The organism is Novosphingobium sp., assembly GCF_040079535.1.
Classification (GTDB): Bacteria; Pseudomonadota; Alphaproteobacteria; order Sphingomonadales; family Sphingomonadaceae; genus Novosphingobium.
The window spans coordinates 28,301-53,914 of the sequence record NZ_JBEBKB010000017.1; the positions used below are offsets into that span (position 1 = coordinate 28,301).

The window sequence follows — 25,614 nt, forward strand, 5'->3', positions numbered from 1 at the left end:
CCAAATATACTCTCCATTTTCAGCAAAGGCGGCAAATGGGGAGGATCTTGCTTCTTGCATTTTCGTTCCATATATGTTCCAAAGCAGTCATGCCCTCCCCGCCCCCCATCCATGGCCGCGGCGCGCCCAGCGCACATGTGCCGCAGCGCTTTGGTTTGGCCGCACGCGAGGCGGATGGGGATTGGCTTGACGCGCGCGAGGCCATCGACGGCCCTGGCCCCAAACTGCGGACCACAGTGATCCTGGAACACGCCCGCTCGATCATCAGTTTCAACCAATCGCCCGACATCCCGTTTGATCGCTCGATCAACGCCTATCGCGGATGTGAGCATGGCTGCGTCTATTGCTATGCCCGGCCCAGCCACGCCTGGCACGATCTTTCCCCAGGGCTAGATTTCGAAACAAAGCTGTTCGCCAAGCCAAACGCGGCAGAGCTGCTGCGCAAGGCGCTGGCCAAGCCAGGATACAAAGTGGCGCCAATCGCAATGGGCACCAATACCGATCCCTATCAACCGATTGAGGAGCGCTTTCGGATCACCCGCAGCGTACTCGAAGTGTGTCTGGAAGCCGGACACCCAGTGACCATCACCACCAAGTCTGCGCGGGTGCTGCGCGATCTGGATTTGTTGGCAGAATTGGCGGCACGCGGGCTGACAGCTGTCAGCGTTTCGGTTACCAGCCTTGATCCCAAGCTTTCAGGCCTGCTCGAACCGCGCGCATCTTCGCCTTCCAAGCGGCTGCACGCCTTGGAAAAACTGGCTGCCGCCGGCGTGCCCGCGCATGTCTCGGTCGCCCCGGTAATCCCGTCGATCACCGATGAATATATCGAGGGCATTCTGAGCGAAGCCGCCGCGCGCGGCGCGCAAACCGCCAGCTGGATCATGCTGCGCCTGCCGCATGAAGTGGCCCCGTTGTTCCGCGAATGGCTGGCCGCGCACTATCCCGACCGCGCCGGCAAAGTGATGAGCATCGTCCAGTCAGTCCGCGAAGGAAAAGACAACGACCCCGGCTTCTTCACCCGGATGAAACCGCTAGGCCCCTGGGCCGACATTTTCCGCCACCGCTTCCGGATCGCCTGCAAACGTCTGGGTCTCAACCGCGAGCAGCCGCGGCTGGATTGCAGCCAGTTCGTGCGGCCCGAGGCGGATGGACAGTTGCGGCTGCTGTAAGATCAGTCCGCCGCGTCTTCGCGCAGGGTCTGCGGGTTGACATAAAGGAAATCGACCCGCTGGATCAGGCCATCGCGCAAGGTGATCGATGCAACCAGCACCTGGGTAGTGGGCTGGTCCTTCAAAGCGCAGCTGCCAGATTGCTCTTCGGTCTTGCAGGTCAGCACCAGAGTGCCTGCAACCTTGCCGCGCGCGATTGGCAGGATCCGGGCAAGGGCCTCAGCCCCCTCGCCCACTTCCTCAACCCGCGTCACATTGTGCACCATATCGCGCCGCCCCAGCGTAACCTTTACAGTAGGCGAAACCTGCGCCGACAATCCGCCAAGCGTTCCGCCGAACAGCGCCTGGCCAAACCCATCCACCACCTTGCGGTCGGCTGCAGATGGTGGCTGCGGCAGGGACCTTGGCTGGAGCGATCCGATCGGCATTGGCGGAACTACCCCGAGCGGACGCCGATTGCCGTTCTCGTCAAATTCGGCCGCCATCCGCTTGGGGTCCCAGAATTCGGCAACCACCACGAACGGCCCGTTCTTGTCCTCGAACAGCAGCGCCCGGTACTTGCCATCGGGACATTGCCAGTCGACCTGCATGTGCGGGTTGTAGGCGGTTCTTTTCTGGCGCTGGGTGATCTTGCAATCGATGATCCGGTCAACGAATTCGGCCGGGGTAGCCACCGGCTGCGGCCGGCCCGAAATCGATTCAATCGCCAGAACCCGGTGGATCGCCGCCTGGCGATCATGCCGTTCCAGCGCGTCCAGCAACTTGTCGGCACCAGGGGTCAGCACGCCGCCGGAGGGTGCCGTAAGCGCCGCCAGTGCTGCCAGCAGAAACACCTTACGCATCATTTGCCCCCGAACCGGATCAACCGGCTGTCCGCAACGGCGGCAGAGCGGTGCGGCACCACATCGCGCACGTATTCCTCATTCTTGACCATGGCCATGAACACCCCGCTGTTCGGATAACCCATCACGAACGCCTCGTCCCATTCGCCTTCAGGGCCGGTGACCACGCATTCGATAGGTGCTTCCCAGACCATCGCCGCGCCATCATCTGCGACCACGCGCTGAAAGCCTTCAAGGTAGATCGCATAGGCCTCGCGCCCGGTCAGGCCTTTGCCGTGGTTGGGATGGCCCTCGGGGTACTGCGCCAGATCACGGAACTTGATCAGGTTGAGCATGTGGATCGGCCGATCACGCGGCAGGTCCTTGAAGCGCTGCCAGTTTTCACGGCTGGGATCGATGTGGGGCATTTGCTTCTCCTGATCCTCCCCCTTTGGGGAGGATCAATCCGCCAGCTTGTAATCGCGGAACTGTTCGCGCAGGTCTTTCTTGCTGACCTTTCCGGTGCCGCCGTGGGGAATCTCCGCGACGAATTCCACCGCATCGGGCAACCACCATTTGGCCACAGTCTGCGCCAGATGCACCTTGATTTCATCAGCGCTCACTTCGGCCCCGGCCTTTTTGACCACGATCAGGATCGGGCGCTCATCCCAGCGCGGGTGATAGATTCCAATCGCCGCCGCCTCGGCCACTGCCGGGTGGCTCATCGCAGCATTTTCCAGTTCGACCGAGCTGATCCATTCGCCGCCAGATTTGATCACATCCTTGGTCCGGTCGGTCAGCTGCAAGGTGCCATCGGGATGGATGATCGCAACGTCGCCGGTATCAAACCACTGTTCGGCATCGGTCGCATCGGCTTCGGCCTTGAAATAGCGTTTGATCACCCACGGCCCGCGCACTTGCAACGCACCGCTGGTCTGGCCATCGCGCGGCAGCTCCTGATTCGGATCGTCCAACGATACGCAGCGGATTTCCACCCCAAACGGTGTGCGGCCCTGCATCGCCTTGATATCGACCTGCTGTTCAAAGCTGAGATCGTCCCAATCGGGTGTCCGTGCCCCGGTGGTGCCGATCGGGCTGGTTTCAGTCATCCCCCAGGCGTGGGCAACATTGACCCCGGCCTTCATCAACCGTTCCAGCATAAAGCGCGGCGCGGCCGATCCGCCGATGATCGCGTGGCGCAGCGTCGGCAGTGTGGTGCCGGTGGCATCCATGTGCTGGAACGTGGCCAGCCAGACGGTGGGAACGCCGGCCGAATGGGTCACTTTCTCACGGTTCATCAGATCACACAGCACCGCCGGATCGTTGACTGCGCTAAACACGAATTTGACCCCGGCCGCAGCCCCGCCCCATGGCAGCCCCCAACTGGCCGCATGGAACATTGGCACCACCGGCAGCATTACCGATCGGGCATCGAAATCAAACAAGGCCGGCTGGATGCTGGTGATCGCGTGCAGCATGGTCGAGCGGTGCTCATACAGAACGCCCTTGGGATTGCCGGTGGTTCCGCTGGTATAGCACAGCATGCACGGATCGCGCTCGTCGCCCTGGGCCCATTCGGTCTGGCCATCTTCCGCCCCGATCCAGTCTGCAAACTGGCCGTTATCAAAACAGATGTAATGCTTGATCGTGGTCCAGCGCGGCTTCATCCGATCAACAATTGGCTGGAATGCCGCATCATACAGCAGCACCTGATCCTCGGCATGGTTGGCGATATATTCCAGCTGATCGTCAAACAGCCGCGGATTGATGGTGTGCAGCACTCCGCCTACGCCAACCGCGCCGTACCAGCTGATCAGGTGATGGACATGGTTCATCGCCAAGGTCGCAATCCGATCGCCCTGCAGGATGCCAAGCCCGCGCAGGGCCTGGGTCATCTTCAGAGCGTTGAACCGGACCTCTGCCCAATTGCTGCGGCTCTCGCTGCCATTGGCCCAGCGGGTCACGATTTCGCGCGTGCCGTTTTCCCGCGCCGCATGATCGATGATCCGCGTGACCCGAAGGTCCCAGTCCTGCATGGCTCCCAGCATTTGGCTCTCCTGATACCCGTTTGTCTTACGCAACCAGGCGGAGATTTGCCCCCCCGCGCCGCGCGCTCAACGCTACATTGGCAAGTCCAGAGACGCTTGCCAAGCGCTCAGCAAGTTCACCATCAAGCTGAAAGTCCTTGCCCAGGCAAATCCGGGCCTCTTTGCCGCCTGCTGTCTGGATACAGGCTACAACTTCACCGCGGCCATCCGCCCCGCGCGGCAATAGCAGAGCCAGTTCGCTGAACAGTTCGGGCCGCAACACTTCAAAACGCAGCAGCATTGATCCGGCGCTTTTCACCTCGCTGAGCGGGCGCGCCCCGCGCACGGTTACGCGTGGTGGCTCGTCAGGGCTTGGTGCATCAAGCTCTACCGTCAGCAGCAGGCAAGTACCATCCTTGGCCCACCCCAGCATCGGTTCAACCAGGCCTTCTTCAAAGCAGGCAGCAGAGAACTGGCCAGACTGGTCGGAGAAATCGGCCCGGACAAAATCTGCCCCGCGTCGGGTCTTGCCGCGATTTACCCCTTCAACCATCGCCGCCATCACCGCCTGGCTGCGCCCGCCCGGCACGCCGCCTTCCATCAGGCTAGCATAGGTCCGCGCGCCATTGGCCACCGCAACCGCGCGCCATTGCTCGGCCGGATGCGCGGCAAAGTAAAAGCCGAAAGTTTCTCGTTCGCGGGCCATTTGTTCGGTCTTTGACCAAGGTTCAACCTGCACCAACCGCAACGCAGGTGCGGCATGATCATCCCCGCCAAACAGCGCAGCTTGTCCGCTGGTGCGGCTGCGTTCGGCCTCATCCGCCACCGCCAGCAGCATATCGGCATTGGCCAGCACCTTGGCCCGATCAGGCTCCAGCGCATCGAAAGCCCCGGCCCCGGCCAGCCCTTCAAGCTGGCGCCGGTTCATTGATCCTTGCGGGGCCCGGCGGAACACATCCTCAAGGCTGGTGAAGGCGCCGTTCGCCTCGCGCTCTGCAACGATCGCATCCATCGCCTTTTCGCCGACATTGCGGACCCCGGCCAAGGCATAGCGAACTGCGTGGCCCTGATCGGTCCGCTCAACCGTAAATTCGGCTTCGCTGTGATTAATATCCGGCCCTTCCAGCGCCAGTCCGCAGCGCCGCATGTCGTCCACGAACGACGCCAGTTTTTCCGACTGGTGCATATCGAAGCACATCGAAGCGGCATAGAATTCGTGCGGATAGTGGGTTTTTAGCCAGGCGGTCTGATAGGCCAGCAGGGCATAGGCCGCAGCATGGCTCTTGTTGAAACCATAGCCGGCAAATTTGTCGATCAAGTCGAACAGCTCGTCGGCCTTGGCCTCCCCAATTTGCGAAAATTCGGCGCTGCCAGCGATGAACCGGGCCCGCTGATCGTCCATTTCCTTCTGATCCTTCTTGCCCATCGCGCGGCGCAAAAGATCTGCTTCACCCAGCGAATATCCCGCCAGGATCTGCGCTGCCTGCATCACCTGTTCCTGATAGACGAACACCCCATAGGTTTCGGCCAGGATCTGCTCCAGCTTGGGATGCGGATACTCAATCGCTTCGGCCCCGTTCTTGCGGCGGCCAAACAGCGGGATGTTATCCATCGGGCCAGGCCGGTAGAGCGCAACAAGTGCGATGATGTCTCCAAAATTGCTGGGCTTTACGACATTCAGCGTGCGCCGCATGCCTTCGGATTCAAGCTGGAAGACCCCCACCGTGTCAGCCGATTGCAGCAGCTGATAGACCGCTGCATCATCCCACGGCAAGGCATCAAGATTGATCTCGATCTCACGCTTGCTCAGCAATTGCAGCGCCTTCTTCAGCACGGAAAGCGTCTTGAGACCCAGAAAATCGAATTTGATCAGCCCGGTATCTTCGACATATTTCATGTCAAATTGGGTGACCGGCATGTCAGATCGCGGATCGCGGTACAGCGGGACCAGCTGCGCCAACGGACGATCGCCGATAACCACGCCAGCGGCGTGGGTAGAACTGTTGCGGTTTAGCCCTTCAAGCTGCATCGCCAGATCGATCAGGCGCCGCACTTCATCATCATTATCGTATTCGCGTTTCAGCTCGGCCACGCCGTTCAGCGCGCGCGGCAAGGTCCAGGGATCGGTCGGATGGTTGGGCACCATCTTGGTCAGCCGATCAACCTGGCCATAGCTCATCTGCAGGATCCGCCCGGTATCGCGCAGCACCGCGCGGGCCTTGAGCTTGCCGAACGTGATGATCTGGGCAACGTGATCGTGGCCATATTTGGCCTGGACATAACGGATCACCTCGCCACGGCGGGTTTCACAAAAATCGATATCGAAATCCGGCATCGAAACGCGTTCGGGGTTGAGAAAGCGTTCGAACAGCAGCCCCAACCGGATCGGATCAAGATCAGTGATGGTAAGCGCCCAGGCCACCACGCTGCCCGCCCCAGAACCGCGTCCCGGCCCCACCGGAATATCGTTGTCTTTGGCCCATTTGATGAAATCGGCCACGATCAGGAAATAGCCGGCAAAGCCCATCTTGTTGATCACGCCGGTTTCAAAATCTAGCCGGTCCGCATAAACCTTGCGCTCTTCTTCGCTCAATTCACCATAGGGTGCCAGCCGCGCTTGCAATCCGGCGCGCGCATCGTCCACCAGCATCTGCGCTTCACCAGCCTTGTCGCCGGCCAGGCTGGGCAGCAACGGCTTGCGCTTGGGCGCGGCATAGCCGCAGCGCTGGGCGACCACCAACGTATTGGCCAATGCTTCGGGCAGGTCTTCAAAGATCTCTGCCATCATCGGCGCGCTCTTCACCCAGTTCTGTGAATTGGTGCGCGGGCGATCGGCAGCATCCAGGTGGGTTGAATTGGCGATGCACAGCATGGCATCATGCGCCGCGACAAAGCCGGGATCCCCGTATGCCGCCGGATTGGTGGCGACTAGCGGCAGGCCGCGTTCAAACGCCAGCGCGATGAGCGCATCCTCGGCCACATCCTCAGCCATTTCGCCGCGCCGGGCCACCTCGATATAGAGCCGGCCTGGAAACAAGGCTTCAAGCCGCTGGCAATAATCGCCTGCCGCCTCTTGCCGATCTTCAGCCAGAAGCCGCACCAGCGCGCCCTCGCCCGCCGCTGTCAGCGCGATCAGGCCGTCGGTGCGCCCGTCAAGCTGATCCAGCGTTACATGCGGTTCCAATTCAAGCGGACGATCAAGATGCGCTGCGGACACCAGATGGCACAGGTTGTTCCAACCAGCTTCGTTCTGTGCCAGCAATGCCAGCCAATCGACCGGGCCATCAAGCCCCCGCCGCACCCCCAGCAACGTACCGATGATCGGCTGCACGCCCATTTCGCGCGCTGCCCCTGCAAAGGCCATCGCCGCATAAAGCCCGTTCCGGTCAGTCAGCGCGATGGCCGGAAAGCCGCGTTCCACTGCCAGCTTCGCCACGGCCTTGGGATCAATCGCGCCTTCAAGCATCGAATAGCTTGAAAGCACGCGCAGCGGAACGAATTTGGTGTGGGCCATTTTGCCGAGCCTAGTGCGGTGCACCGATTCGGCCAATCATCCAGCCGCGTTTTCCCCGGGCCTAAAGCAGCTTTTCGATGTCTTTGGCGATGCTTTCGGGCTTATCGGTCGGGGCATAGCGCCGCACCACCTGACCATCGCGGCCGATCAGGAATTTGGTGAAGTTCCACTTGATCGAACGCGTGCCCATCAGGCCGGGCGCCTCTTTTTTCAGCCAGCTGTAAAGTGGATCCTCGCCGGGACCGTTGACTTCAACCTTGGCCATCAACGGAAAGCTGAGCCCGAAATTGACCTTGCAGAATTCCTCGATCTGATCGGCGCTGCCCGGTTCTTGACCGCCAAACTGGTTGCAGGGGAATGCCAGCACTTCAAAGCCTTGCGCGCCATACTTCTTGTGCAGCGCTTCCAGCCCATCATACTGCGGGGTGAAACCGCATTTGCTGGCGGTGTTGACCACCAGCAGCACCTTGCCCACTTTGTCGGCCAGCTTGGCCTGCTTGCCGCCGGGCAAGTCTGCGGTGAAATCGGCGATAGTGGTCATCTAGGCTCTCCCAAATCTGTTTGGATCAGTCTGAGCCCGATTTGGCCGCAAGGTCAACTCGCCGGTTTTGCGCGCCGATAAATGAAATCGAAATTGTCGGTCCAGGTCATTCCATGATCGGTTGAGATCTGGCCATATTGGCGCACCGTATCAGCATCGATCCGGGTATAGCTCATCCGGATCAGGCCGTCTTTGCCTGGGCCAGCAACGCCGGGCCAAAATCCGGTCAACACCATTGCGCCCGCTACCGGACCTCCATCGAATTCAACCCGTCCGCCGGTGCTGTCCAGCCAGTATTGGTGCCAACGCCCGGTTGCCGGATCAGGCGCATTCAAACTGCCCCCTCCGGCGCCTTGGACCGGCATCCAGTTTTCGCGAATGGCGCAGCCGCCATAGAGTTTTTCGATTCTGCTGCGGGCAATCAGCGGAGCCTTGGCCGGGTCCTTGATGTTGGGATAGACATCCCAGTCACCCACCCAGAAATCGAACGCCTGATAAACCGGCGCAGCACAGGGGTTTGGCGGCGGCGCAGGAGCTGTCGCCCCGGCGGCCTGGGCGATCAGTGCAGCGGCAAATGCAAATGACATGGCGGTCCCTCCATGCCGCACGAGGCCGCGCTGGATGCCGCTTGGCAAGCCCGGTTCGACCGACCGCCAAGTCGGCCCGATCAAGGCCTGTCCAGTACGCCTTCGTGCAGCCGCACCACGCGGTCCATCCGCGCTGCCAGGCGTTCGTTGTGCGTGGCGACCAGCGCTGCGCTGCCGGCATTGCGCACCAGGCTGAGGAATTCGCCCAGCACCTTGTCCGCCGTCTGCTCATCCAGATTGCCGGTCGGCTCATCAGCCAGCACCAGCACCGGCTTGTTGGCCAGCGCGCGGGCTACGGCCACACGCTGCTGCTCGCCGCCGGAAAGCTGGCTCGGGCGGTGGGTCAGGCGCTCAGCAAGCCCCAGCGCGCCCAGCAGTTCGCTTGCGCGCGCTTCGGCCTGGCTGCTCTCCGTGCCGATCAGCAGCTGCGGGATCACGACATTTTCCAAGGCGTTGAAATCGGGCAGCAGGTGATGGAACTGGTAGACGAAGCCCACTTTCTCGCGCCGCAAGGTGGTGCGATTATCGCCGTCCAGCGCCGATGCATCGGTACCGTCAATCTCGATTGTGCCGCCAAACCCGCCTTCAAGCAGGCCAACCGCCTGCAGCAAGGTTGATTTGCCCGACCCCGAGGGCCCCAGCAGCGCCACGATCTCTCCGGGCGCGACGGTCAGATTGACCCCGCGCAGCACTTCGATCACTTCCCCGCCCTGCTGAAAGCTGCGGGTCAGCCCGGTCAGTCGGATCACGGGGTTACTCATAGCGCAGCACCTGCACCGGATCGGTCGCGGCCGCGCGGTAGGCCGGATAGAGCGTGGCAAGGAAGCTGAACAGCAGCGCCATCACCGCGATCATCGCCACTTCAAACGGCTCGCTACGACTGGGCAGCTCGGTCAGAATCCGGATCGTGGGATCCCACATGCTTTGCCCGGTAATCCGTTCGATCAAATGGACAAAGCCCTGCCGGAAATACAGCAGTACAAACCCCAACCCCAGCCCAAGCAAGGTGCCGGCCGCACCGATGCTGAACCCCAGCGTGACGAACACCTTGAGAATCGATTGGCGGGTTGCCCCCATCGTGCGCAAAATCGCGATATCGCGGGTTTTGGCACGGACCAGCATGATCAGGCTGGACAGGATATTGAACACCGCCACCAGCACGATCAGCGACAGGATGATGAACATCACCACCCGCTCAACCTCCAGCGTCTGGAACAGGCCAGAATTGATCGATTTCCAGTCCTTGATCAAGGCCTGCCCGGCATAGCGTTCTTCGATCCCGGCCATCGTTTCCATCGCCCGGTCCGGGTTTTCGACCTGCACCTCGATCATCCCAATCGTGTCACCGCTAAGCAGCAAGGTCTGCGCATCGGGGATCGGCATCACCACAAAACGCTGATCGTATTCATAGACCCCGATCGTGAAAATCGCGGCCACCCGGTAGCCGATCTGGCGCGGCACGGTGCCAAACGGGGTTGATTGCCCCTGCGGATTGATGATCGTGATGGTATCGCCAACTCGCGCGCCCAGATTGTTCGCCAGTTCATTGCCGATCACCACTTCACCGGCATCCGGGCGCACGTTGGCCAGGCTTCCGGCCACAACCTTGTCCTTCAGCCGGGCGATATCCTCAGCCGTGTTGCCGCGGGCGAAGATCAGATCGGCCCGGCCATTGAAAGTGACCATCAAGGGCTGTTCGATCAGCGGGGACGCGCGCTTGACGCCGGGCGTCTTCCTGATGTCTTCCAGCACCTGCTGCCAGTTATCCAGCCGCCCGCCATAGCCCTGCACGATCGCATGACCGTTCAACCCGACGATCTTGTCAAACAGTTCGGCGCGAAAGCCGTTCATCACGCTCATCACCACGACCAGCGCCATCACCCCCAGCATCACCGCGACCAGGCTGATCCCGGCGACCATGGCAATAAACGCCTCGCTTCGGCCCGGCAGCATATAGCGCCGGATCAGGGTCTTCTCAAAAGGGGTCAGGATCAAGCGGGTTCTCTTTGAAATTTCGCCAAGGCTGAGCGCAATTTAGGGGGACAGGCGAGCAAGAGCAATGGGCGACCACTTGCTTTCCCCTGCATCCGGGGCCAAAGGCGGCGGAACAGGGCGATTCCCCAGGGCCAGGCAACCACATATGAACCTTACCCACCCCTTTCTTGACGCAGACGGTGACAAGCTGCGCGAGGAATGCGGCATCTTTGGCGTGATCGGATCGCCCGAAGCTGCTGGTATGACTGCGCTGGGGCTCCATGCGCTGCAGCACCGGGGCCAGGAAGCTGTCGGGATCGTTAGCTGGAACGGCGCAGAATTCTTCGCCCGGCGGGGCCTTGGCCATGTTGCCCAGGTCTTTTCCGATGCCACGATCCTGTCTGAACTGCCCGGCGAAATGGCCAGCGGGCATGTGCGCTATTCCACCACCGGCGGCCAGGGGCTGCGCAATGTCCAGCCGCTCTATGCCGATCTGGCGCGCGGCGGTTTTTCAGTGGCGCACAACGGGAACATTTCCAACGCACTGCATTTGAAACACGAATTGGTGCACAAGGGATCGATCTTCCAATCCAGCTCTGACACCGAAGTGATCATCCACCTGATCGCCACCAGCCGCTTTCCAACACTGATGGACCGGTTGGTCGATGCGCTTCGGATGATCGAAGGCGCTTATTCGCTGATCTGCATGACCCCCAAGCGGATGATTGCCTGCCGCGATCCTCTGGGGATCCGCCCGCTGGTGATGGGCAAGATCGGTGACGCCACCGTCTTTGCCAGCGAAACCGTCGCGCTCGACGTGGTCGGGGCAACTTTCGTTCGCGAAGTTGAGCCAGGTGAAATCATCGAAGTGCGTATGGATGGCAGGGTTTCCAGCCACCGCCCGTTCGGCGATCCGGCCCCGCGCCCATGCATTTTTGAACACGTCTATTTCAGCCGCCCGGATTCGGTGATGGGCGGCAGGTCGGTTTACGAAGTGCGCAAGGCAATCGGCAAGGAACTGGCCAAGGAAGCGCCAGTAGAGGCCGATCTGGTGATTCCGGTGCCCGATAGCGGGGTGCCCGCAGCAATCGGCTTTGCCCAGGAAAGCGGCATTCCGTTCGAGCTGGGGATTATTCGGTCGCACTATGTTGGCCGCACGTTCATCCAGCCCAGCGACGGGGCCCGGCATGCCGATGTAAAGCGCAAGCACAATGCCAACCGCGCGTTGGTGGAAGGCAAACGGATCGTGTTGATCGACGATTCGATCGTGCGCGGCACCACATCGATGAAAATCGTGCAGATGATGCGCGATGCCGGAGCCAAAGAGGTGCACATGCGGGTGGCCAGCCCGCCAACCCAGCACAGCTGCTTTTACGGGGTTGATACCCCCGAACGGCACAAATTGCTGGCTGCGCGGATGGACGTGCAGGAGATGACCAAGTTCATCGTTGCCGATAGTCTGGCATTTGTTTCGATCGATGGTCTGTACCGGGCAGTGGGCGAAACCAGCCGTAACGGTGCCTGTCCGCAGCATTGCGATGCCTGCTTCACCGGCGAATATCCCACCAGCCTTACCGATCTGGCCGATCGCGCCGCAGATCAGGATCAGCTGCCACTGTCGGTTGGCCAAGTTGCATGACTGATCTTTCGGGGCAGATCGCGCTGGTCACCGGGGCCAGCCGCGGGATCGGTGCGGCTTCGGCAAAGGCATTGGCTGCGGCCGGCGCGCACGTGGTGATAACCGGGCGCGATGCCAAATCGCTTGAAAGTATTGAAGAAGCTATCTTCGAAGCTGGCGGCAGCGCCACGATTGCCCCGTGCGATCTGGCCGAAGGTGATTCGATTGCACGGCTGGCCGAAGCGATTACCCAGCGCTGGGCCAAGCTTGATGTCATGGTCCACGCGGCCGCCGTTTTGCCTCAGCTGACTGCGGTGCGCGATATCGATCAGGCCCAGTTTTCAAAGGCACTGACCGTCAATGTTCTGGCCACCCAGGCCCTGATCGCGTGGTTTGATCGGTTGTTCAAGGCATCGGCCGATCCGCGGCTGGTCTATCTGACCAGTTCAGTCGCCAGCGAAGCCCGGCCCTTTTGGGGGGCCTATGGCGCAAGCAAGGCCGCGGCCGAAAATCTGATCGCCAGCTATGCCGAGGAAGCGCGCAATACCTCAAAGACCCGGGTTGCGATCCTTGATCCCGGTGCAACCCGCACCGCAATGCGGGCCAAGGCCTATCCCGGCGAAGATCCGGCCAGCGTAAAGCCGCCCGAAGCCGTGGCTGAACGGCTGCTGGCATTACTTGGTGAACGGTTTGCCAGCCCACACCGCGAACGGGTTAACCTTTCCTCATAAGGCCCCGGAAACCGCAAGGCGCCATACTTTGCCAATCGTGTCGGGAAGGGAACCGGCAACGTTTGATCAAAGGGCCGGGCAATGCACGAAAACCTGTTGCAGACAAAAGATCCATATTTCACGGCCGCGCAGGAAGATCGCAGCGCACCGCGTACACGCGTTTCGATCCCCGCAACCTTGCGGGTTTCGGGTGGTCGTGGCTTTCAAAGCGTAATCCACGATCTGTCGCTCAGCGGCTTTTGCGGCGCTTCGGTAAACCGGCTGCTGCCCGGCACCGTCTGCTGGCTGACCTTGCCCGGCATCGAATCGCTGCAAGGCGAAGTGATCTGGTGGGACAACAGCCTGGTTGGCTGTGCGTTCGAAAAATTGCTGAGCCCGATCGTCCATGACAACATCCTGTCGCGCTGGCAGACCACTCCGATGTTCCGCACGGTTTCCTGAGCGGAACCTTGCCGTCCCACCTGGGCGCCGGGCTTTCCCCCCGTGTCCCTACCCCCCATAACGCGGTTGTCGCGCGTCTGGGTGGGACAACCCTACTCTAGGATCAGCGTCACCTGGGCCACAGTAATCAGGCCGCCGCGGAAGCCACCCTCGCAATACATCAGGTAAAAGCGCCACATCCGCACAAAGCGGTGATCGAAACCATCTGGCAGCCGGCCCTGGCTGACAGCGAGATCGAATTTCTCCAACCAGATCCGCAACGTTTCGGCGTAATCGAGCGGGAAGTCGATCTGGTCTTGCCAATCCAGACCGTGCAGCGCTGCGAGCGCGCGAAACCGGCTTTCGCTGACCAGCATCCCGCCGGGAAAAATGTAGGTCTGGATGAAATCGGCGCTTTGGGCATAGGCTTCGAATAGATCGTCACGGATGGCGATATACTGGATTGCGGCTCGTCCGCCCGGCTTCAGGCAGCGCGCCACTGCGGCAAAGAACGCGTCCCAGTATTCCTGGCCGACCGCCTCAACCATCTCAACCGAAACGATGGCATCAAACTGCCCCTGGGCATCGCGGTAGTCCTGCTTGCAAAAGTCAATTGCCGATGGCCGGTTGGCCCGGGCCCAGTCCAGCTGTGCATCGGACAGGCTGATCGCGGTGACAGCCATCCCGCTTTCAGCAAGCCGCTGCGCCAGCGCTCCCCAGCCGCAACCGATCTCAAGCACGTTGTGCGCACCTGCAACCCGATCCGCAACGCTATCCAGCTTGCGCCGTTGTGCCGCAGCCAGATCGGGTTCACCCGGTTGAAACCGGGCACTGGAATAGACCATTTCGGGATCAAGCCAGGCGGCGTAGAAATCATTGCCCAGATCATAATGGGCATGGATGTTGCGCCGTGCGCCCGATCGGGAGTTGCGGTGCAGGCAATGCAGCACGCGTCCACCCAGCCGCCACGGACCGCGTGCGCGCAATTGCTTTGAAAGGTGCGCTGAATTGGCCGCCAGCACTGCAAACAGGCCGGCCAGATCGGCACTGTCCCACTCACCTGCTTCCCAGCTCTTGAACAGCCCGACAGACCCGGCGCTGGCCCCGCGAACCAAGCCGCTCCAGTTATTCAGGGTAAGCTGGGCAGCAATGCCGGGGTTGCGTCCGCCCAGGCGCTGGCGGCTGCCATCGGGAAGTGTCAGATCGATTGAGCCCTGGACTATCCCGGCATCAAAGCCGCGCAGCAGCCGCCTGGCAGAGCCGACCCATAACCGCGCCAGCCAGCCCGCATCCAGTGCCACCGGCCCGCCCGCATGTGTCAATTCGGTTCCCCGCCCGCTGTTCATTGGGCGGGATATGGACCACGCGAATTGGGACTGCAATCGGCGGGATCACATCCGGCGGTTGGTAAGTGCTTCCAGGATCACTTCGTTGATCGGGCGCAGAAACTCGCAGCCGAATTCGAAATCGGTCACCCATGCGACCCGCGCCTCGATCGGTTCAAGGTTGCCGATCTTGAGGAAGAAGCGATCGCCGTCGTGGACCAGAAATACGCCCGATATGCGCGCGCCAAGCCCGGAAATATCGAGCACTTTCACATCGGCACGGCGATTGCCGGCGCGAAACTGCACTTTGGCTTCATACCCAGTCCGATCGGCCCGGCGTTCGCCTGTGGTGTTGGGATGTGCTTGCTCGATCATGGTTCTGGACGATCCAAATCCTCAGTTAACGTTAGAACTATCGCACCAGCAGGTAAAATCGAGGTTAAGGATGAATTTACCTCTCTATCAGACACTTGAAATGAAAGGGGCACCGCCAATGGCAGCGCCCCAAGCACCTTAACCGCACTGAATTGGTTCAGAACTTCACTTCAACCTGGATGTTGAACGAACGCCCGCGCGGATCGGCCACGCGCGGTTCCCAGCTTCCCCCGGCCCCCGAATTACCATCATAAGTGATGGCAAACGGCGGATCGGTGTTGAACAGGTTCTTCACCCCAACCGTCATCTTGTAACCCGGCGCCAGTGAAAGCAGCGAGGCCGACAGATGGTAGATCGCATAGGGTTTAACGCGCGGATTGTAATCGGGGCGGGTCACCGTTCCATTTGCAATCCCCGGCAGCGCGCCATTGCCATAGCTGGACCGGAACACCTGGGTAAAGGTGATCGCGAAATCCTTGCTGTTATAGCTGATCCAGGCGTTGTGCTTCCAGCGCAAGCCCAAATCGTTGGCAAAGCTGAACACGCCAAGTTGATTGAGATACTGCGCACCCGGGGTGACCTTGTCGCGTTTTTGCAGCAAATAGGTTCCATCGAGCCCGACATTTACTTTGGCCATGCCGGCCATATCGAAGCCGCCACGCAGTGCAATTTCGAGACCTTGGGTACGGCGCGCACCAGTGTTGAGCCAAGGCTGATCAATTGCAGTGATAACCCCGGCCAGGTTGCGGATAAAATAGGGCTGAAGATCAAGTGCGTTGCGCGTATAATCGCGAATTGAAACAATCGCGATCGGATCATCGACGTTGATCATCCACCAGTCCACCGACAAGGTCCATTGCCGGTTCGGACGGAAGACGACGCCAAGGCTGGCCTGAACTGCGGTTTCGGGGACAAGATTCAAATTGCCGCGGTTGATGATATCCGGCCGAATCCGCGAGCAAGGGAAACCTGCGGTGTTGGTGGTGGGAACGCCTCCAGGACAGGAAACCGGATCGGCAATGTCGCTGCCCGAATACGGCGATGTGGTGATACCATTATACAGCTGGTTAAACCCCGGAACCCGGAAGCTGGTGTTGTAACTGCCCCGGAACATCAGCCATTCACTGGCCTGATATTTGAACGAAACCTTGGGGTTGGTTGTGCTTCCAAACAGGGTGTAATCATCAAGCCGAAACGCCCCGGTAATTTCAAAACCTTCAAAAACGGGGATGAGCACTTCGGCATAGGCCGAGGCAATGTTGCGTGATTTTGGTGTCAGTGCGTTGACGTTGTCAAAGGCCGCCAGGAATATGACCGGCTGATTGGTCGCAGCAGCCGGCGAGCCATTGAAGCTGTAAGTCTCCTTGCGATAGGCCGCACCCAGTGCAATTTGCACCTTGCCCGCCGGCAGATCAAACAGTGGACCAGAAACCGAGGCATCGAATTCCTTGACCGTATAGCGCCCCCCATAAAGCGTTGTGCCTTCAGCAGAGACAGCGGCCAGACCGGAAATCGCAGCATCGGTTTGGGTCAGCGAAAAGGGGTTGAGGATGCCAGCGTTGATCAACCCGAGCAGGCCCGGCGCGGTTGCGCCCGGTGCAGTCGGCGCCGCCAAATCTGACGCACCGTTGCTAAGCGTGCCGCGATAGTAATACCCGCTGCCCAGCAACGATGAACTTTCGCTTTCGGCATGGCTGGCAGCCATCCGGTAATCCCAGGCACCATCACCGATCGGGCCTTCTATGCCCACCATCGCCCTAAGGGTACGGGTGTTGGTCACATATTCCCGTGGTCCGCACGCGATGCAGCGCCAGCGGCCTGAGAGCGGGCGGCCATAGCGCGCATTCAGCGTGGCAGCGCTGCCCGGAAAGGCATTGAGGAGCGAATTGAAAATCGCGTTGTAGGTGGCCGTGGTATTGCCGTTAAGTGGATAGGCCCATGGCAGGTTGCCGGTGTTGGCCGTAACCTGGGCGTGCGAAAAGCTTTTGGCTGATTCAGCGCTTGAACCGGTAACTTCGCCAAATAGCTGGCTGCTGCCCAGCTTGATCGTGACCTTGCTGTAATAGGTCAGCGTTTCGATCGGCTGCTGGATCACGGCGGCGCGCCCGGTATCCCAGGCGCAGGCATAATAGTTATCGGGCGAGGTCCACAGTTCCCAATCATAGGCCATGCCGCCGTCCATCGATTCGCAGCCAGCCCCGCCGGGCAGATCGAGGATGTTGATCCCGCCCGCAGCGGCATTGCCGCCGTTGGGCGCTGTCAAAACCAATCCGGCCAGCAACGAACCAGTGGGGTTCTGGAACGTGTTGGTGCCAATGTTGAACAGCGAGGCGATCGGTGTGCCGCGGGTGTCGATCGAAAGCCCCCGGCCCGGCTGGTTACCGTTTACGAAATCGCGCTGCGATCCGCGCAGCATCTTGTTCCAGCTGTAAGAGACGCCGCCCATTATATTGATGCCGTCTTCATCCAGATCGCCGATGCCCATCGCACCCGAGACGCGATAGATGTTTCCGCCGCCCTGCTCGGTCACGTCGGCCATCCCCGAAACGCTGAAGCCGGTGAAGTTCTTGCGGGTGATATAGTTGATCACCCCGCCAATCGCATCGGTGCCGTAGATGGCCGAAGCACCGTCCTTCAGCACTTCGACCCGTTCGACCAGCGCAAACGGGATCTGGTTGACGTCAACCGCGCCGCCCGAAAGCCCGTGCGCGGCAACCCGCCGTCCGTTGAGCAGGATCAGTGTGGAGCCACTGCCCTGCCCGCGCAGGTTGGCAGCCGAAAGTCCGTTGGTGCCGCGCTGTGCGCCGGTTACAACGTCAGAATTTGAGGCCAGATTGTCTGCGCCCGAACCGTTCGAGGTCAGGAACATGTTCATCTGTTCGGAGCTTTGCACCCCGGCGCGTTCCAGATCGGTGTTGGTAAAAATCTGCAACGGAACCGAACTGCGCGAAGGATCGCGCTTGATCCGGCTGCCGGTAACGATGATTGGCGCTTCCTTGGTTTCGGCCGATTGGGCCGCGCTGTCTGGCAATTCCTGAGCGAACGCGGGTGTTGAAAGCGCTACCAATGAAGCGCTGCAAGCATAGGCGACGCGCGCGAGAATGCGTGAATTCATGATTACCCCCAAAAAAGCCCGAATCGCGGATCCTGACCCGCAAGTGGCAGCAGCGTAACAGCCGTTTGACCGATTTCCATAGCGCGGAACCAGCAAGGACACTTTTGATCGGCAGACCGGGCAAGTGTTGCAACCGGGCAACAACCCCCCTCAATTGGCGGCGTGGATCAGTTGCAACACCTTTTCCATGGTCGGGATTGCGCTGGTTCCATCGGGGACATCATTGGCAAAGAATACAAATGTGAAGGTGCGCCCCTTGGCTGTGGTCAGAGTACCCGATAGCGCATTGGTGCCATTAAGCGTGCCGGTCTTGGCGTTGACCTGCCCTTCCAGCGGTGTTCCTTTGAAGCGCCGCTTCAGCGTGCCATCGACCCCAGATACCGGGAACGAGGCCAGCCAGGCCGGGCCCCATGGCTGATGCCGGGCGTATGTCAGCAAAGCCATCATCGCGCGCGGGCTGAACCGGTTGTAAGTTGACATGCCCGAGCCATCGAACAGATCATAGCCTTGCCGCGGCACCCCGGCTTGCTGAAGAAAGGCCTGCTCTGCGGCTAGACCATCAGCCAGCGACCCGCTGCCCTTTAGCCGGCCGATCCGCCGCAACAGCTGTTCGGCGTGGTGGTTCTGGCTGGGCTTGTTGACCAATGCCGGCATCTCGGCCAGCGGCGGCGGCGTGAGTGCCGCGAGCGGACCTCCCAACCAATCATGCCCTGCATCCAGCGTAGCGGCCGTTGCATCCTGGTCCGGGCGAGTGACCATTACGGGCTGGTGCTTCACCCGGATTGCACCGGTCACTTTCACCCCGCGCGCGCGCAGCATATCGGCAAAAACAAAGGCGGTATAATGCGCCGGATCATCGATCCCGATCCGCTCGCTCCACCCGGAATTGCCGATTGCGATCTGGCCGTGGAGCCGGAATTCGCGTGAATTGGGGGTGTGTTCGATCACCAGGTTGGTCGGTGCGCCGGCGCTAACGGTAACCGCTTCATTGCGAATCCGCGCATAGGGCGGCGCGATGATCTCCGGCGGCTTGCCCATTTGTCCGGGCGAGACTTTGACGGTCATTTCATTGGCATCAAGTGACAGAGCGGAAGCTGCCGTGGCGTCATTGGATCCAAAATTGTTCCAGCTCATCCCCGGGCTCCAGCGCTGGTCTGGGAAGAAGCTGTCATCGCCCAGCACATCGCCGACCACCTTGGTCTTGGCGGCCACCGCATCGGCAAGCGCGGCCAGGCAGTTCTGCGTGCAATCGGGCGCGCTCGACATCCGGGCATCGCCGCGGCCATAGAGCATCACATCGGGCACCTTGGAGCGTTTTTCCCGGAGCAGGAACACTTGCGTACCGCCCGCTACATCGGGCTTGTCGATATCTGGCAGCAGCGCCAGTGCAGCGGCGGTCGTGACCATTTTGGTATTGGAGGCCGGAACGAAACGCATATCGGGATTGACTTCAACGATGCTGCGGCCCTGATCGTCTACCACCATCAGGCCAAAGCGCGTACCGCTTGGGGCATTGGCCAGCTCTTGCTCGATCCGGATTTGGAGCAGGTTGGGCTGATCCACCGCAGCCATGACGGTTTCTGCAGCAGCCGGCCGATCGGCCAGGGCCGGTGTTGCCAGAAACAGCAAAGCGATCGAAGTGAGACGTTTGAGCATCGCAGCAGCTTGCCCAAGGCTTCAGCGCAAGTCCACCACCTCAATTGCAGATAGCGCGCCAGCGCCGGGTTGTTCTGCCCAATGCCGGGCATTTAGCACCCCGCCATCAGCGCGCAGCTGTGCAACTGTGGCCAGATCAATCTCTGCAAACAGCCACTGCGCCGCGTCCAGCTCGCCCAGTGCCACAACGCCATTTTCGGGCAAACCCTTGTCGGGCGGGCCATAGACCCCAGCTGCACCGCGATTGACGTCCACGGCCGGTGACCAGGCCGCTTCCCCCACTGTCGGGGCCTGGACCACAAAACATTGCCCTTCGAGCGCACGGGCCTGTGCACCCAGCCGCACCCGCCAATAGCCGTGCAGGCTGTCAGTGCAGCTGGGAACCAACAACAGCTCCATTCCGGCTTCCACCTGAGCCCGAGCTAAAAGCGGAAATTCGCTGTCATAGCAGATGTTTATACCGATGATTCCAAGCGACGTTTGAAACAGGCGTAGTGGGCCCGATCCGCTGATAAACCATTGCTCGCGCTCAAACCGGGTCATCACCAGCTTGTCTTGCACCCCTACTTTGCCTGATGGCGCAAACAGCCTGGCGCGATTGACGAAGCGATCCTTATGCCGAACCGGCATCGATGCGGCCAGGATGTGGATACCAAGCCGCGCGGCCAGCTGCCTGTGCAATGCATCAACTTGCGGGGCGAACGCGGCAACACTGGCAAGCGAACCTGCCAAATCACCAGAAGTTGCCGGATCCAGCGCGGCCAGTTCCATCGCGCCATATTCCGGAAACACCGCCAGCGCAGCCCCGCCTGTCACTGCGGCCTCAACCCAGGCTGTCAGCTTGCCGGCATAGTCTGCCCAGCTCTCAAGCTGCTCAATTGGGTATTGCGCAGCGGCGATGGTGAAGCGGGTCACAGCTCGCGCATCCAGTATTGCATCGGCTTGAGGCTTTCATCGGCCTCGCCATGCTCTTTCCACGCCAGTTCGGTAATCAGACCAGCAATCGGATTGTAACTGCGCCGGCGCCAGAATGCATCAAGCGGGGTGTAGCCTGCCGGACGCAACGGATGGCTGTCTGGCCGGATCACCGCCGCAAAAGTTGCGCGATCAGCGCCCGCCATTCGCGCCTGGCGTTCGCGCTGATCGAAAAAGGCATGGCCGATCCCCTTGCCCCGGTATTCGGGCAACAGCACGCTCTCACCAAAGTAGAACAAGCGCCCGGTATCAATCCCGCGCGTTTCAAACGGTGCGCGAATTGCATCCATCTGCGCCCCCATCGGGCTGGCCGTGGCTGCCCCGACAATTCGCGAACCATGGATAGCTGCAACCAGCACCGCATCGGGCGCAGCCGTGAAGTGCCTCAGGTAATCCGCTTCATAGCCAGGATCGCCATCGTAGCAGTAAGGATAGGCCGCAAAGACCGTGATCCTAAGCTGTGCCAGATCGCCTATTGCATCCTGCAATTCCGCACCGGTCAATGGGCGGACAGTTACGCTCATGCACCAACCTGCGCGCACCAGTCGTTGAGGTTGTAATAGACCGTGACCCGATCGATCTTTCCATCTGAAAACGCAAAGAAGGCTCCGGCGGGCAACTGATAGATCTGGCCATTGGCCTCGGGCAGGCCTTCATCGGTGCAGAGGTATTCGCCGTGGACGATGAATTCTGCAGCCCCGCGCGTGCCATCCTCGCTGGCCATCAGCACAATGGCATCCAGCCGTTCACGATAGCACCGCTCCATATGCGCCAGAAAGGCCGCGAAAGTGGCCTTGCCGCGTTGGGTTTCGCCCTGATTGATATCGTGCGCCACATCATCGCTGAGGCAATCGAGCATCCCGCGCCAATCACCGCCATTGAACGCGGCATAATAACGGGTCAGCAGGGCAAGGGCTTCGGCGCGGTCCATCTTATCCTCCGGTTGGTGCCGGGCGATTAACCCGAACCAGGCGGCGCGGCAACGCGGATGCGCGGTGCATCAGAATTCCTCATGATGGCATTCGCTGGGCTGAATATGCATGGGCAATGGGCGCCTGGTGCAAGTTGAGCGTGCTTGGCTGCGGCGCAGGGGCGCGGTGCGGCCCTATTTTCGCCGATCGGCAGCCGCCCTTCTCCTCCACTGGCGCGTTTTTCCAATCGTGTTGCGATCCGGCTGTCTAGGTCATGAATCCACCAAATTTCCAGCTGCCGATGCCCCAATCATTTTGAAAGTTTCACCCGTCATGGCCAATTCAAACTTCAGCCGCCGGTTTTTGTTCAAATCGGCAGGCGCAGTCAGCCTGCTGGCAGTGGGTGGATCGGATTTATTTGGCGCAAAGCCAAAAGTGCCCGAAGCGCCTGTGCCAGATTTTCTGGTCACAGAGGGTAACATAGCATCGCTTGCAGGCGTCAAGCGGGTGATAATCAGCAATTTCGTCTGTGCATTCCAGATGGATGGATCCGTTCACAACGACAACGCCACCCGCTTGGGTAGTACCACATTCTTTGGTGGTAAGACCAAAGAAGTAGAAGCGAAGATGGCCTGGCCAAACCCCGATACGGCCGTACTGCAAGCCATTGCTGACGCTGGCCTTTCTGCACTTAAAGCAGATTTCAGGGCCAAGGGTATCGAAGTGCTTGATGAAGCGCTGCTGGCCAGCCAACCCACCTATCCCGATATCATCGTAGCATCCGGGCTGACCCAATACGGCGACTACATGGTTGGCAACATATCTGACAATACGACCAAGGGCGATACCAATGGCGGCATGGCGAAAATCGTTAGTGCCACAGGGCTAAAGGCATACAATCACTCCTTATTCGAAGGAGGGCAATGCTGTTATGTCCATGGTAAAGGCTACCCATCGAGCAAGATATATTATGTGCCCGGTCATGAAACCGCGATAGCCAAGGCTCTGGATTGCGTGGTCGTGAAGGTATGGCAATTTATCAACTTCACAAAAGTATCGGCGAAGAGTGAAAGTGAACGCGCGAGTACTAACTACAGTGCATCTGCACAATCTGTGGTGCGCCTTCGTGAGGAAAAATCCCGGATAGCTTTCCGTTTACCGGTGAGCGCCAATATCAAAAAGAGCGCCAAGGCTATGCCGCCGAAAGATGGCGACGTGGTAGTTGCACTGGGCAACCCGGTTTTCATCGGCACGGACTATTATACAATTTTTGACGCAGGCGATCGCATGTCTCTCGCCGGAACGCAGCATCTCAACTTCGGCGTTACCCTTAATGACGCAGCAGGTTATAAGAAGGATGTCGGAAACGCGATCAGCGCCGCATTGAGCGGCCTTGTTCGAACGGCATTGGGCCGATAGCCGGCAGCCAGCCAGGCACACTCTTGCGGCGCTCACTTGTGCCGGCAAGGGCTGCGATGCGGTCCATCTCATCCTCCGGTTGGTGCCGCGCGATTAACCCGAACCAGGCGGCGCGGATGCGCGGTCAATCAAGGTTCGTCATCGATTAGGAGTCCGGGCGTGGCGCCGTTGGCTTCATCGGCTGTTCAGGCAATTTCGAGCACTGCTTTCCAGTCAGAGAATTGGCCATTGGCTTCTGACTTAGGGGTATACCGATGTTCAAAATTTCGCGCTTCACTTTTGCAGCTCTGGGAATCATGGGACTATCGCTGATGGCCGGACAGAGCCATGCCCAGCCTAGCTACGCGGAAGACATGGCCCGCCAGCACGCACAAGAAGCGCAGATTATGCAGCAGAGCCATGACCAAGCGGAATGGGAAGCGGAAAACAGCGACACCGACGAGGGTGACGATTATTGGTCTGATTCTCGGTTCTCCTCGGCACCACCGCAATCATCTATCAACTGGATTGCCCGCGCTGCCGAGCTGGAACGCGCAGAGCATGAGCAGCGGCTAGCAAATGACCCGACTTATCGGGCCCTGTACGAGGGGGTGTGGACCTTTCATCAATCTAAACCGACCGACCCCCAGCCAACTTGCATCGCCACGTTCTGGACCCTGAAAGGCGGGGTCACGATGATCCATTGGGGTGGCAAGGAAAATATCACGATGCTTGGGTTCTTCGGCGGCGTCTTTCCCAAGCCCGCAAAACCCGAAATGGTCCAGCTCGATCTAACCCAATCGGGCGAAAAACAATCGGTTCGCGCCTTCAGTATGCGCTTCGGTCCAGAAGGCAACTTGGGAATGTTTGTATTCCTGGTTCCCTCGGCGCAGGCCCTACTCGACTCGATTGAGGACAAGCAGGATTTTCAGGTCGGCTATAAAGGCGGCCCTGCAGTAGGGGGCGTTTGGCACAGCGGCCTGAAGGCACGGGCTGAATTGACGAAATGCCTTGCCAGCCTCCCTACAGTGGCATCGCAAACGGGAAGCTGATCGGCCTGCGCATTGCGCGGTGCAGCAAATTCGCGTAAGGCCGAAGGCCCGCCCCGGCTGCGCGAGTCTGCCTGACCCGCCCTTGCCGGGGTTTGTCATTTCTCTGCCCAAGGAACGCTCTCACATGTCGCGTCGTCGCCAGATTTACGAAGGCAAGGCCAAGATCCTTTATGAAGGCCCGGAACCGGGCACGATCATCCAGTATTTCAAGGATGATGCCACCGCCTTCAACGCCCAGAAAAAGGGCACGATCCAGGGCAAGGGCGTGATCAACAATCGCATCAGCGAATATGTTTTTACCCGTCTTAGCCACATCGGCATCCCCACTCATTTCATCAAACGGCTCAACATGCGCGAGCAATTGGTGCGGCAGGTGGAAATCGTGCCGATCGAGGTGCTGGTGCGCAATGTCGCTGCCGGTTCGCTCAGCAAGCGACTGGGCATTCCTGAAGGCGAACCGCTGCCCCACACGCTGATCCAGTATTGTTTCAAGGATGATGCACTGGGCGATCCGCTGATTTCCGAAGAAGAAATCGCCTGCTTTGGCTGGGCCAACAACGAGGAAATGCAGGACATTTCCAGCATGGCGATCAGGATCAACGATTTCATGAGCGGAATGTTCGCCGCCGTGAACATCCGTTTGATCGATTTCAAGCTGGAATTTGGTCGATTGTGGGATGGTGATTATTCGCGGATCATCCTGGCCGACGAAATCAGCCCCGATGGTTGCCGCCTATGGGATATGACAACCGGCGAAAAGCTCGACAAGGACCGGTTCCGCCGGGATCTGGGCGGTGAGGAAGAAGCCTATCAGGAAGTCGCCCGGCGCCTCGGCCTGCTTGATACCGATAACGGGCCCAGCGAAGTGCTGGACCTTAACGCGCATCGCAAGCTGCGCGGCAAGTAAGGTTTCGGGCGGTGATGCCGTCTCCAGATGAAGTCATTGCCTTTTGGCAAGAAGCCGGACCTGAAAGATGGTTCGCCAAGGACGATGCCTTCGATACCGCGATCCGCCAGCGGTTTGAGGGCTGGCACCACGCTGCTGCTCGGGGTGAAATGCCGGGTTGGTTGGAAAGCTGGGAAGGCAGCCTGGCCTTGCTGCTGCTGCTGGATCAATTCCCGCGCAACCTGTTTCGCGGATCGGCCCATTCCTATGCCGCCGATCCGCTGGCGCGCTCCATCGCCGCTCCGGCGCTGGCAGCCGGACACGATCGGCAGGCACCCGCCGCGCTGGCGGTGTTCTACTATCTCCCGTTCGAGCACAGCGAGGATCTGGCCGATCAGGAAACGCGCGAGCACCGGCTGGCGCTTCTCGTAAGGCACCACGTCGCCGATCCACGCCATCGCCCGCGGGATGATCGCGGCGGCCGTGGCGCCGGCCAGTGCACGTGCCAGCGTCAGCATC

The 25,614-nt window shown here is 60.1% G+C and carries 23 protein-coding genes; 8 read left to right on the forward strand and 15 right to left on the reverse strand.

Annotation, left to right across the window (positions count from 1 at the left end; all coding sequences use genetic code 11):
* The first annotated feature begins 89 nt into the window (after window positions 1-89).
* Window positions 90-1,169: a PA0069 family radical SAM protein gene (locus ABL914_RS07600; RefSeq protein ID WP_391562570.1), complete on the forward strand. Its 1,080-nt coding sequence runs from the start codon at window positions 90-92 to the stop codon at window positions 1,167-1,169.
* Between the two features lie 2 nt (window positions 1,170-1,171).
* Here the strand turns inward: ABL914_RS07600 and ABL914_RS07605 are convergent, their stop codons facing one another.
* The 8 genes from ABL914_RS07605 to ABL914_RS07640 form a co-directional block, all read right to left on the reverse strand.
* On the reverse strand, window positions 1,172-2,011 hold the full coding sequence (locus tag ABL914_RS07605; protein WP_391562571.1) for a hypothetical protein: 840 nt from the start codon (window positions 2,009-2,011) through the stop codon (window positions 1,172-1,174).
* The gene (locus ABL914_RS07610; RefSeq protein WP_391562572.1) at window positions 2,011-2,418 is read right to left on the reverse strand and encodes a DUF1330 domain-containing protein; all 408 of its coding nucleotides are present in this window, start codon (window positions 2,416-2,418) and stop codon (window positions 2,011-2,013) included. The genes ABL914_RS07605 and ABL914_RS07610 overlap by 1 nt, the downstream gene beginning before the upstream one ends.
* 33 nt (window positions 2,419-2,451) lie before the next feature.
* On the reverse strand, window positions 2,452-4,038 hold the full coding sequence (locus ABL914_RS07615; RefSeq protein WP_391562573.1) for a long-chain fatty acid--CoA ligase: 1,587 nt from the start codon (window positions 4,036-4,038) through the stop codon (window positions 2,452-2,454).
* 25 nt (window positions 4,039-4,063) lie between these two features.
* Entirely contained in the window at window positions 4,064-7,531 is a 3,468-nt protein-coding gene (gene dnaE, locus ABL914_RS07620; RefSeq protein ID WP_391562574.1) for a DNA polymerase III subunit alpha, read from the reverse strand.
* 61 nt (window positions 7,532-7,592) lie between these two features.
* Window positions 7,593-8,072, reverse strand: coding sequence for a glutathione peroxidase (locus ABL914_RS07625; protein WP_391562575.1), 480 nt, complete (start codon window positions 8,070-8,072; stop codon window positions 7,593-7,595).
* A gap of 53 nt (window positions 8,073-8,125) precedes the next feature.
* Entirely contained in the window at window positions 8,126-8,659 is a 534-nt protein-coding gene (locus ABL914_RS07630) for a hypothetical protein (RefSeq protein WP_391562576.1), read from the reverse strand.
* Window positions 8,660-8,739: 80 nt separating this feature from the next.
* Complete coding sequence (locus ABL914_RS07635; RefSeq protein WP_391562577.1) at window positions 8,740-9,420, reverse strand: ABC transporter ATP-binding protein; 681 nt, start codon at window positions 9,418-9,420, stop codon at window positions 8,740-8,742.
* Window positions 9,413-10,654: a lipoprotein-releasing ABC transporter permease subunit gene (locus ABL914_RS07640; RefSeq protein ID WP_391562578.1), complete on the reverse strand. Its 1,242-nt coding sequence runs from the start codon at window positions 10,652-10,654 to the stop codon at window positions 9,413-9,415. Before ABL914_RS07640 ends, ABL914_RS07635 begins: the two co-directional genes overlap by 8 nt.
* A 145-nt stretch (window positions 10,655-10,799) precedes the next feature.
* On the opposite strand from ABL914_RS07640, the gene purF reads away from it, so the two are divergent.
* The 3 genes from purF to ABL914_RS07655 all read left to right on the forward strand — a co-directional run bounded on the left by purF (window position 10,800) and on the right by ABL914_RS07655 (window position 13,423).
* The gene (purF, locus tag ABL914_RS07645; protein ID WP_391562579.1) at window positions 10,800-12,272 is read left to right on the forward strand and encodes an amidophosphoribosyltransferase; all 1,473 of its coding nucleotides are present in this window, start codon (window positions 10,800-10,802) and stop codon (window positions 12,270-12,272) included.
* Window positions 12,269-12,982 (forward strand): SDR family NAD(P)-dependent oxidoreductase, encoded by a 714-nt coding sequence (locus ABL914_RS07650; RefSeq protein WP_391562580.1) that lies wholly within the window; start codon window positions 12,269-12,271, stop codon window positions 12,980-12,982. The genes purF and ABL914_RS07650 overlap by 4 nt, the downstream gene beginning before the upstream one ends.
* A gap of 81 nt (window positions 12,983-13,063) precedes the next feature.
* Window positions 13,064-13,423 carry a PilZ domain-containing protein gene (locus ABL914_RS07655; RefSeq protein WP_391562581.1) on the forward strand — a complete coding sequence of 120 codons (360 nt, stop codon included), beginning with the start codon at window positions 13,064-13,066 and terminating at the stop codon, window positions 13,421-13,423.
* Window positions 13,424-13,515: 92 nt separating this feature from the next.
* On the opposite strand, the gene ABL914_RS07660 is transcribed toward ABL914_RS07655, so the two are convergent.
* The 7 genes from ABL914_RS07660 to ABL914_RS07690 form a co-directional block, all read right to left on the reverse strand.
* A complete protein-coding gene (locus ABL914_RS07660; RefSeq protein ID WP_391562582.1) occupies window positions 13,516-14,748 on the reverse strand; it encodes a class I SAM-dependent methyltransferase in 1,233 nt (410 codons plus the stop codon).
* Between the two features lie 45 nt (window positions 14,749-14,793).
* On the reverse strand, window positions 14,794-15,102 hold the full coding sequence (locus tag ABL914_RS07665) for a PilZ domain-containing protein (RefSeq protein ID WP_391562583.1): 309 nt from the start codon (window positions 15,100-15,102) through the stop codon (window positions 14,794-14,796).
* A gap of 157 nt (window positions 15,103-15,259) precedes the next feature.
* Entirely contained in the window at window positions 15,260-18,217 is a 2,958-nt protein-coding gene (locus ABL914_RS07670; RefSeq protein ID WP_391562584.1) for a TonB-dependent receptor domain-containing protein, read from the reverse strand.
* Window positions 18,218-18,367: 150 nt separating this feature from the next.
* Window positions 18,368-19,873, reverse strand: coding sequence for a D-alanyl-D-alanine carboxypeptidase/D-alanyl-D-alanine-endopeptidase (gene dacB / locus ABL914_RS07675; protein ID WP_391562585.1), 1,506 nt, complete (start codon window positions 19,871-19,873; stop codon window positions 18,368-18,370).
* 21 nt (window positions 19,874-19,894) lie between these two features.
* On the reverse strand, window positions 19,895-20,788 hold the full coding sequence (locus tag ABL914_RS07680; RefSeq protein ID WP_391562586.1) for a carbon-nitrogen hydrolase family protein: 894 nt from the start codon (window positions 20,786-20,788) through the stop codon (window positions 19,895-19,897).
* Entirely contained in the window at window positions 20,785-21,372 is a 588-nt protein-coding gene (locus tag ABL914_RS07685; RefSeq protein WP_391562587.1) for a GNAT family N-acetyltransferase, read from the reverse strand. The genes ABL914_RS07680 and ABL914_RS07685 overlap by 4 nt, the downstream gene beginning before the upstream one ends.
* Window positions 21,369-21,779 (reverse strand): ketosteroid isomerase-related protein, encoded by a 411-nt coding sequence (locus ABL914_RS07690; RefSeq protein WP_391562588.1) that lies wholly within the window; start codon window positions 21,777-21,779, stop codon window positions 21,369-21,371. The genes ABL914_RS07685 and ABL914_RS07690 overlap by 4 nt, the downstream gene beginning before the upstream one ends.
* A 109-nt stretch (window positions 21,780-21,888) precedes the next feature.
* Here ABL914_RS07690 and ABL914_RS07695 point away from each other — a divergent pair, with 109 nt between their 5' ends.
* The 4 genes from ABL914_RS07695 to ABL914_RS07710 all read left to right on the forward strand — a co-directional run.
* Window positions 21,889-23,178, forward strand: coding sequence for a hypothetical protein (locus ABL914_RS07695; protein WP_391562589.1), 1,290 nt, complete (start codon window positions 21,889-21,891; stop codon window positions 23,176-23,178).
* 254 nt (window positions 23,179-23,432) lie between these two features.
* Window positions 23,433-24,209 (forward strand): hypothetical protein, encoded by a 777-nt coding sequence (locus tag ABL914_RS07700; protein ID WP_391562590.1) that lies wholly within the window; start codon window positions 23,433-23,435, stop codon window positions 24,207-24,209.
* A gap of 124 nt (window positions 24,210-24,333) precedes the next feature.
* Window positions 24,334-25,116 carry a phosphoribosylaminoimidazolesuccinocarboxamide synthase gene (gene purC, locus ABL914_RS07705; protein WP_391562591.1) on the forward strand — a complete coding sequence of 261 codons (783 nt, stop codon included), beginning with the start codon at window positions 24,334-24,336 and terminating at the stop codon, window positions 25,114-25,116.
* 14 nt (window positions 25,117-25,130) lie between these two features.
* Window positions 25,131-25,614, forward strand: a 484-nt coding sequence (locus ABL914_RS07710) for a DUF924 family protein (RefSeq protein WP_391562592.1), incomplete at its 3' end; no start/stop codon positions are given.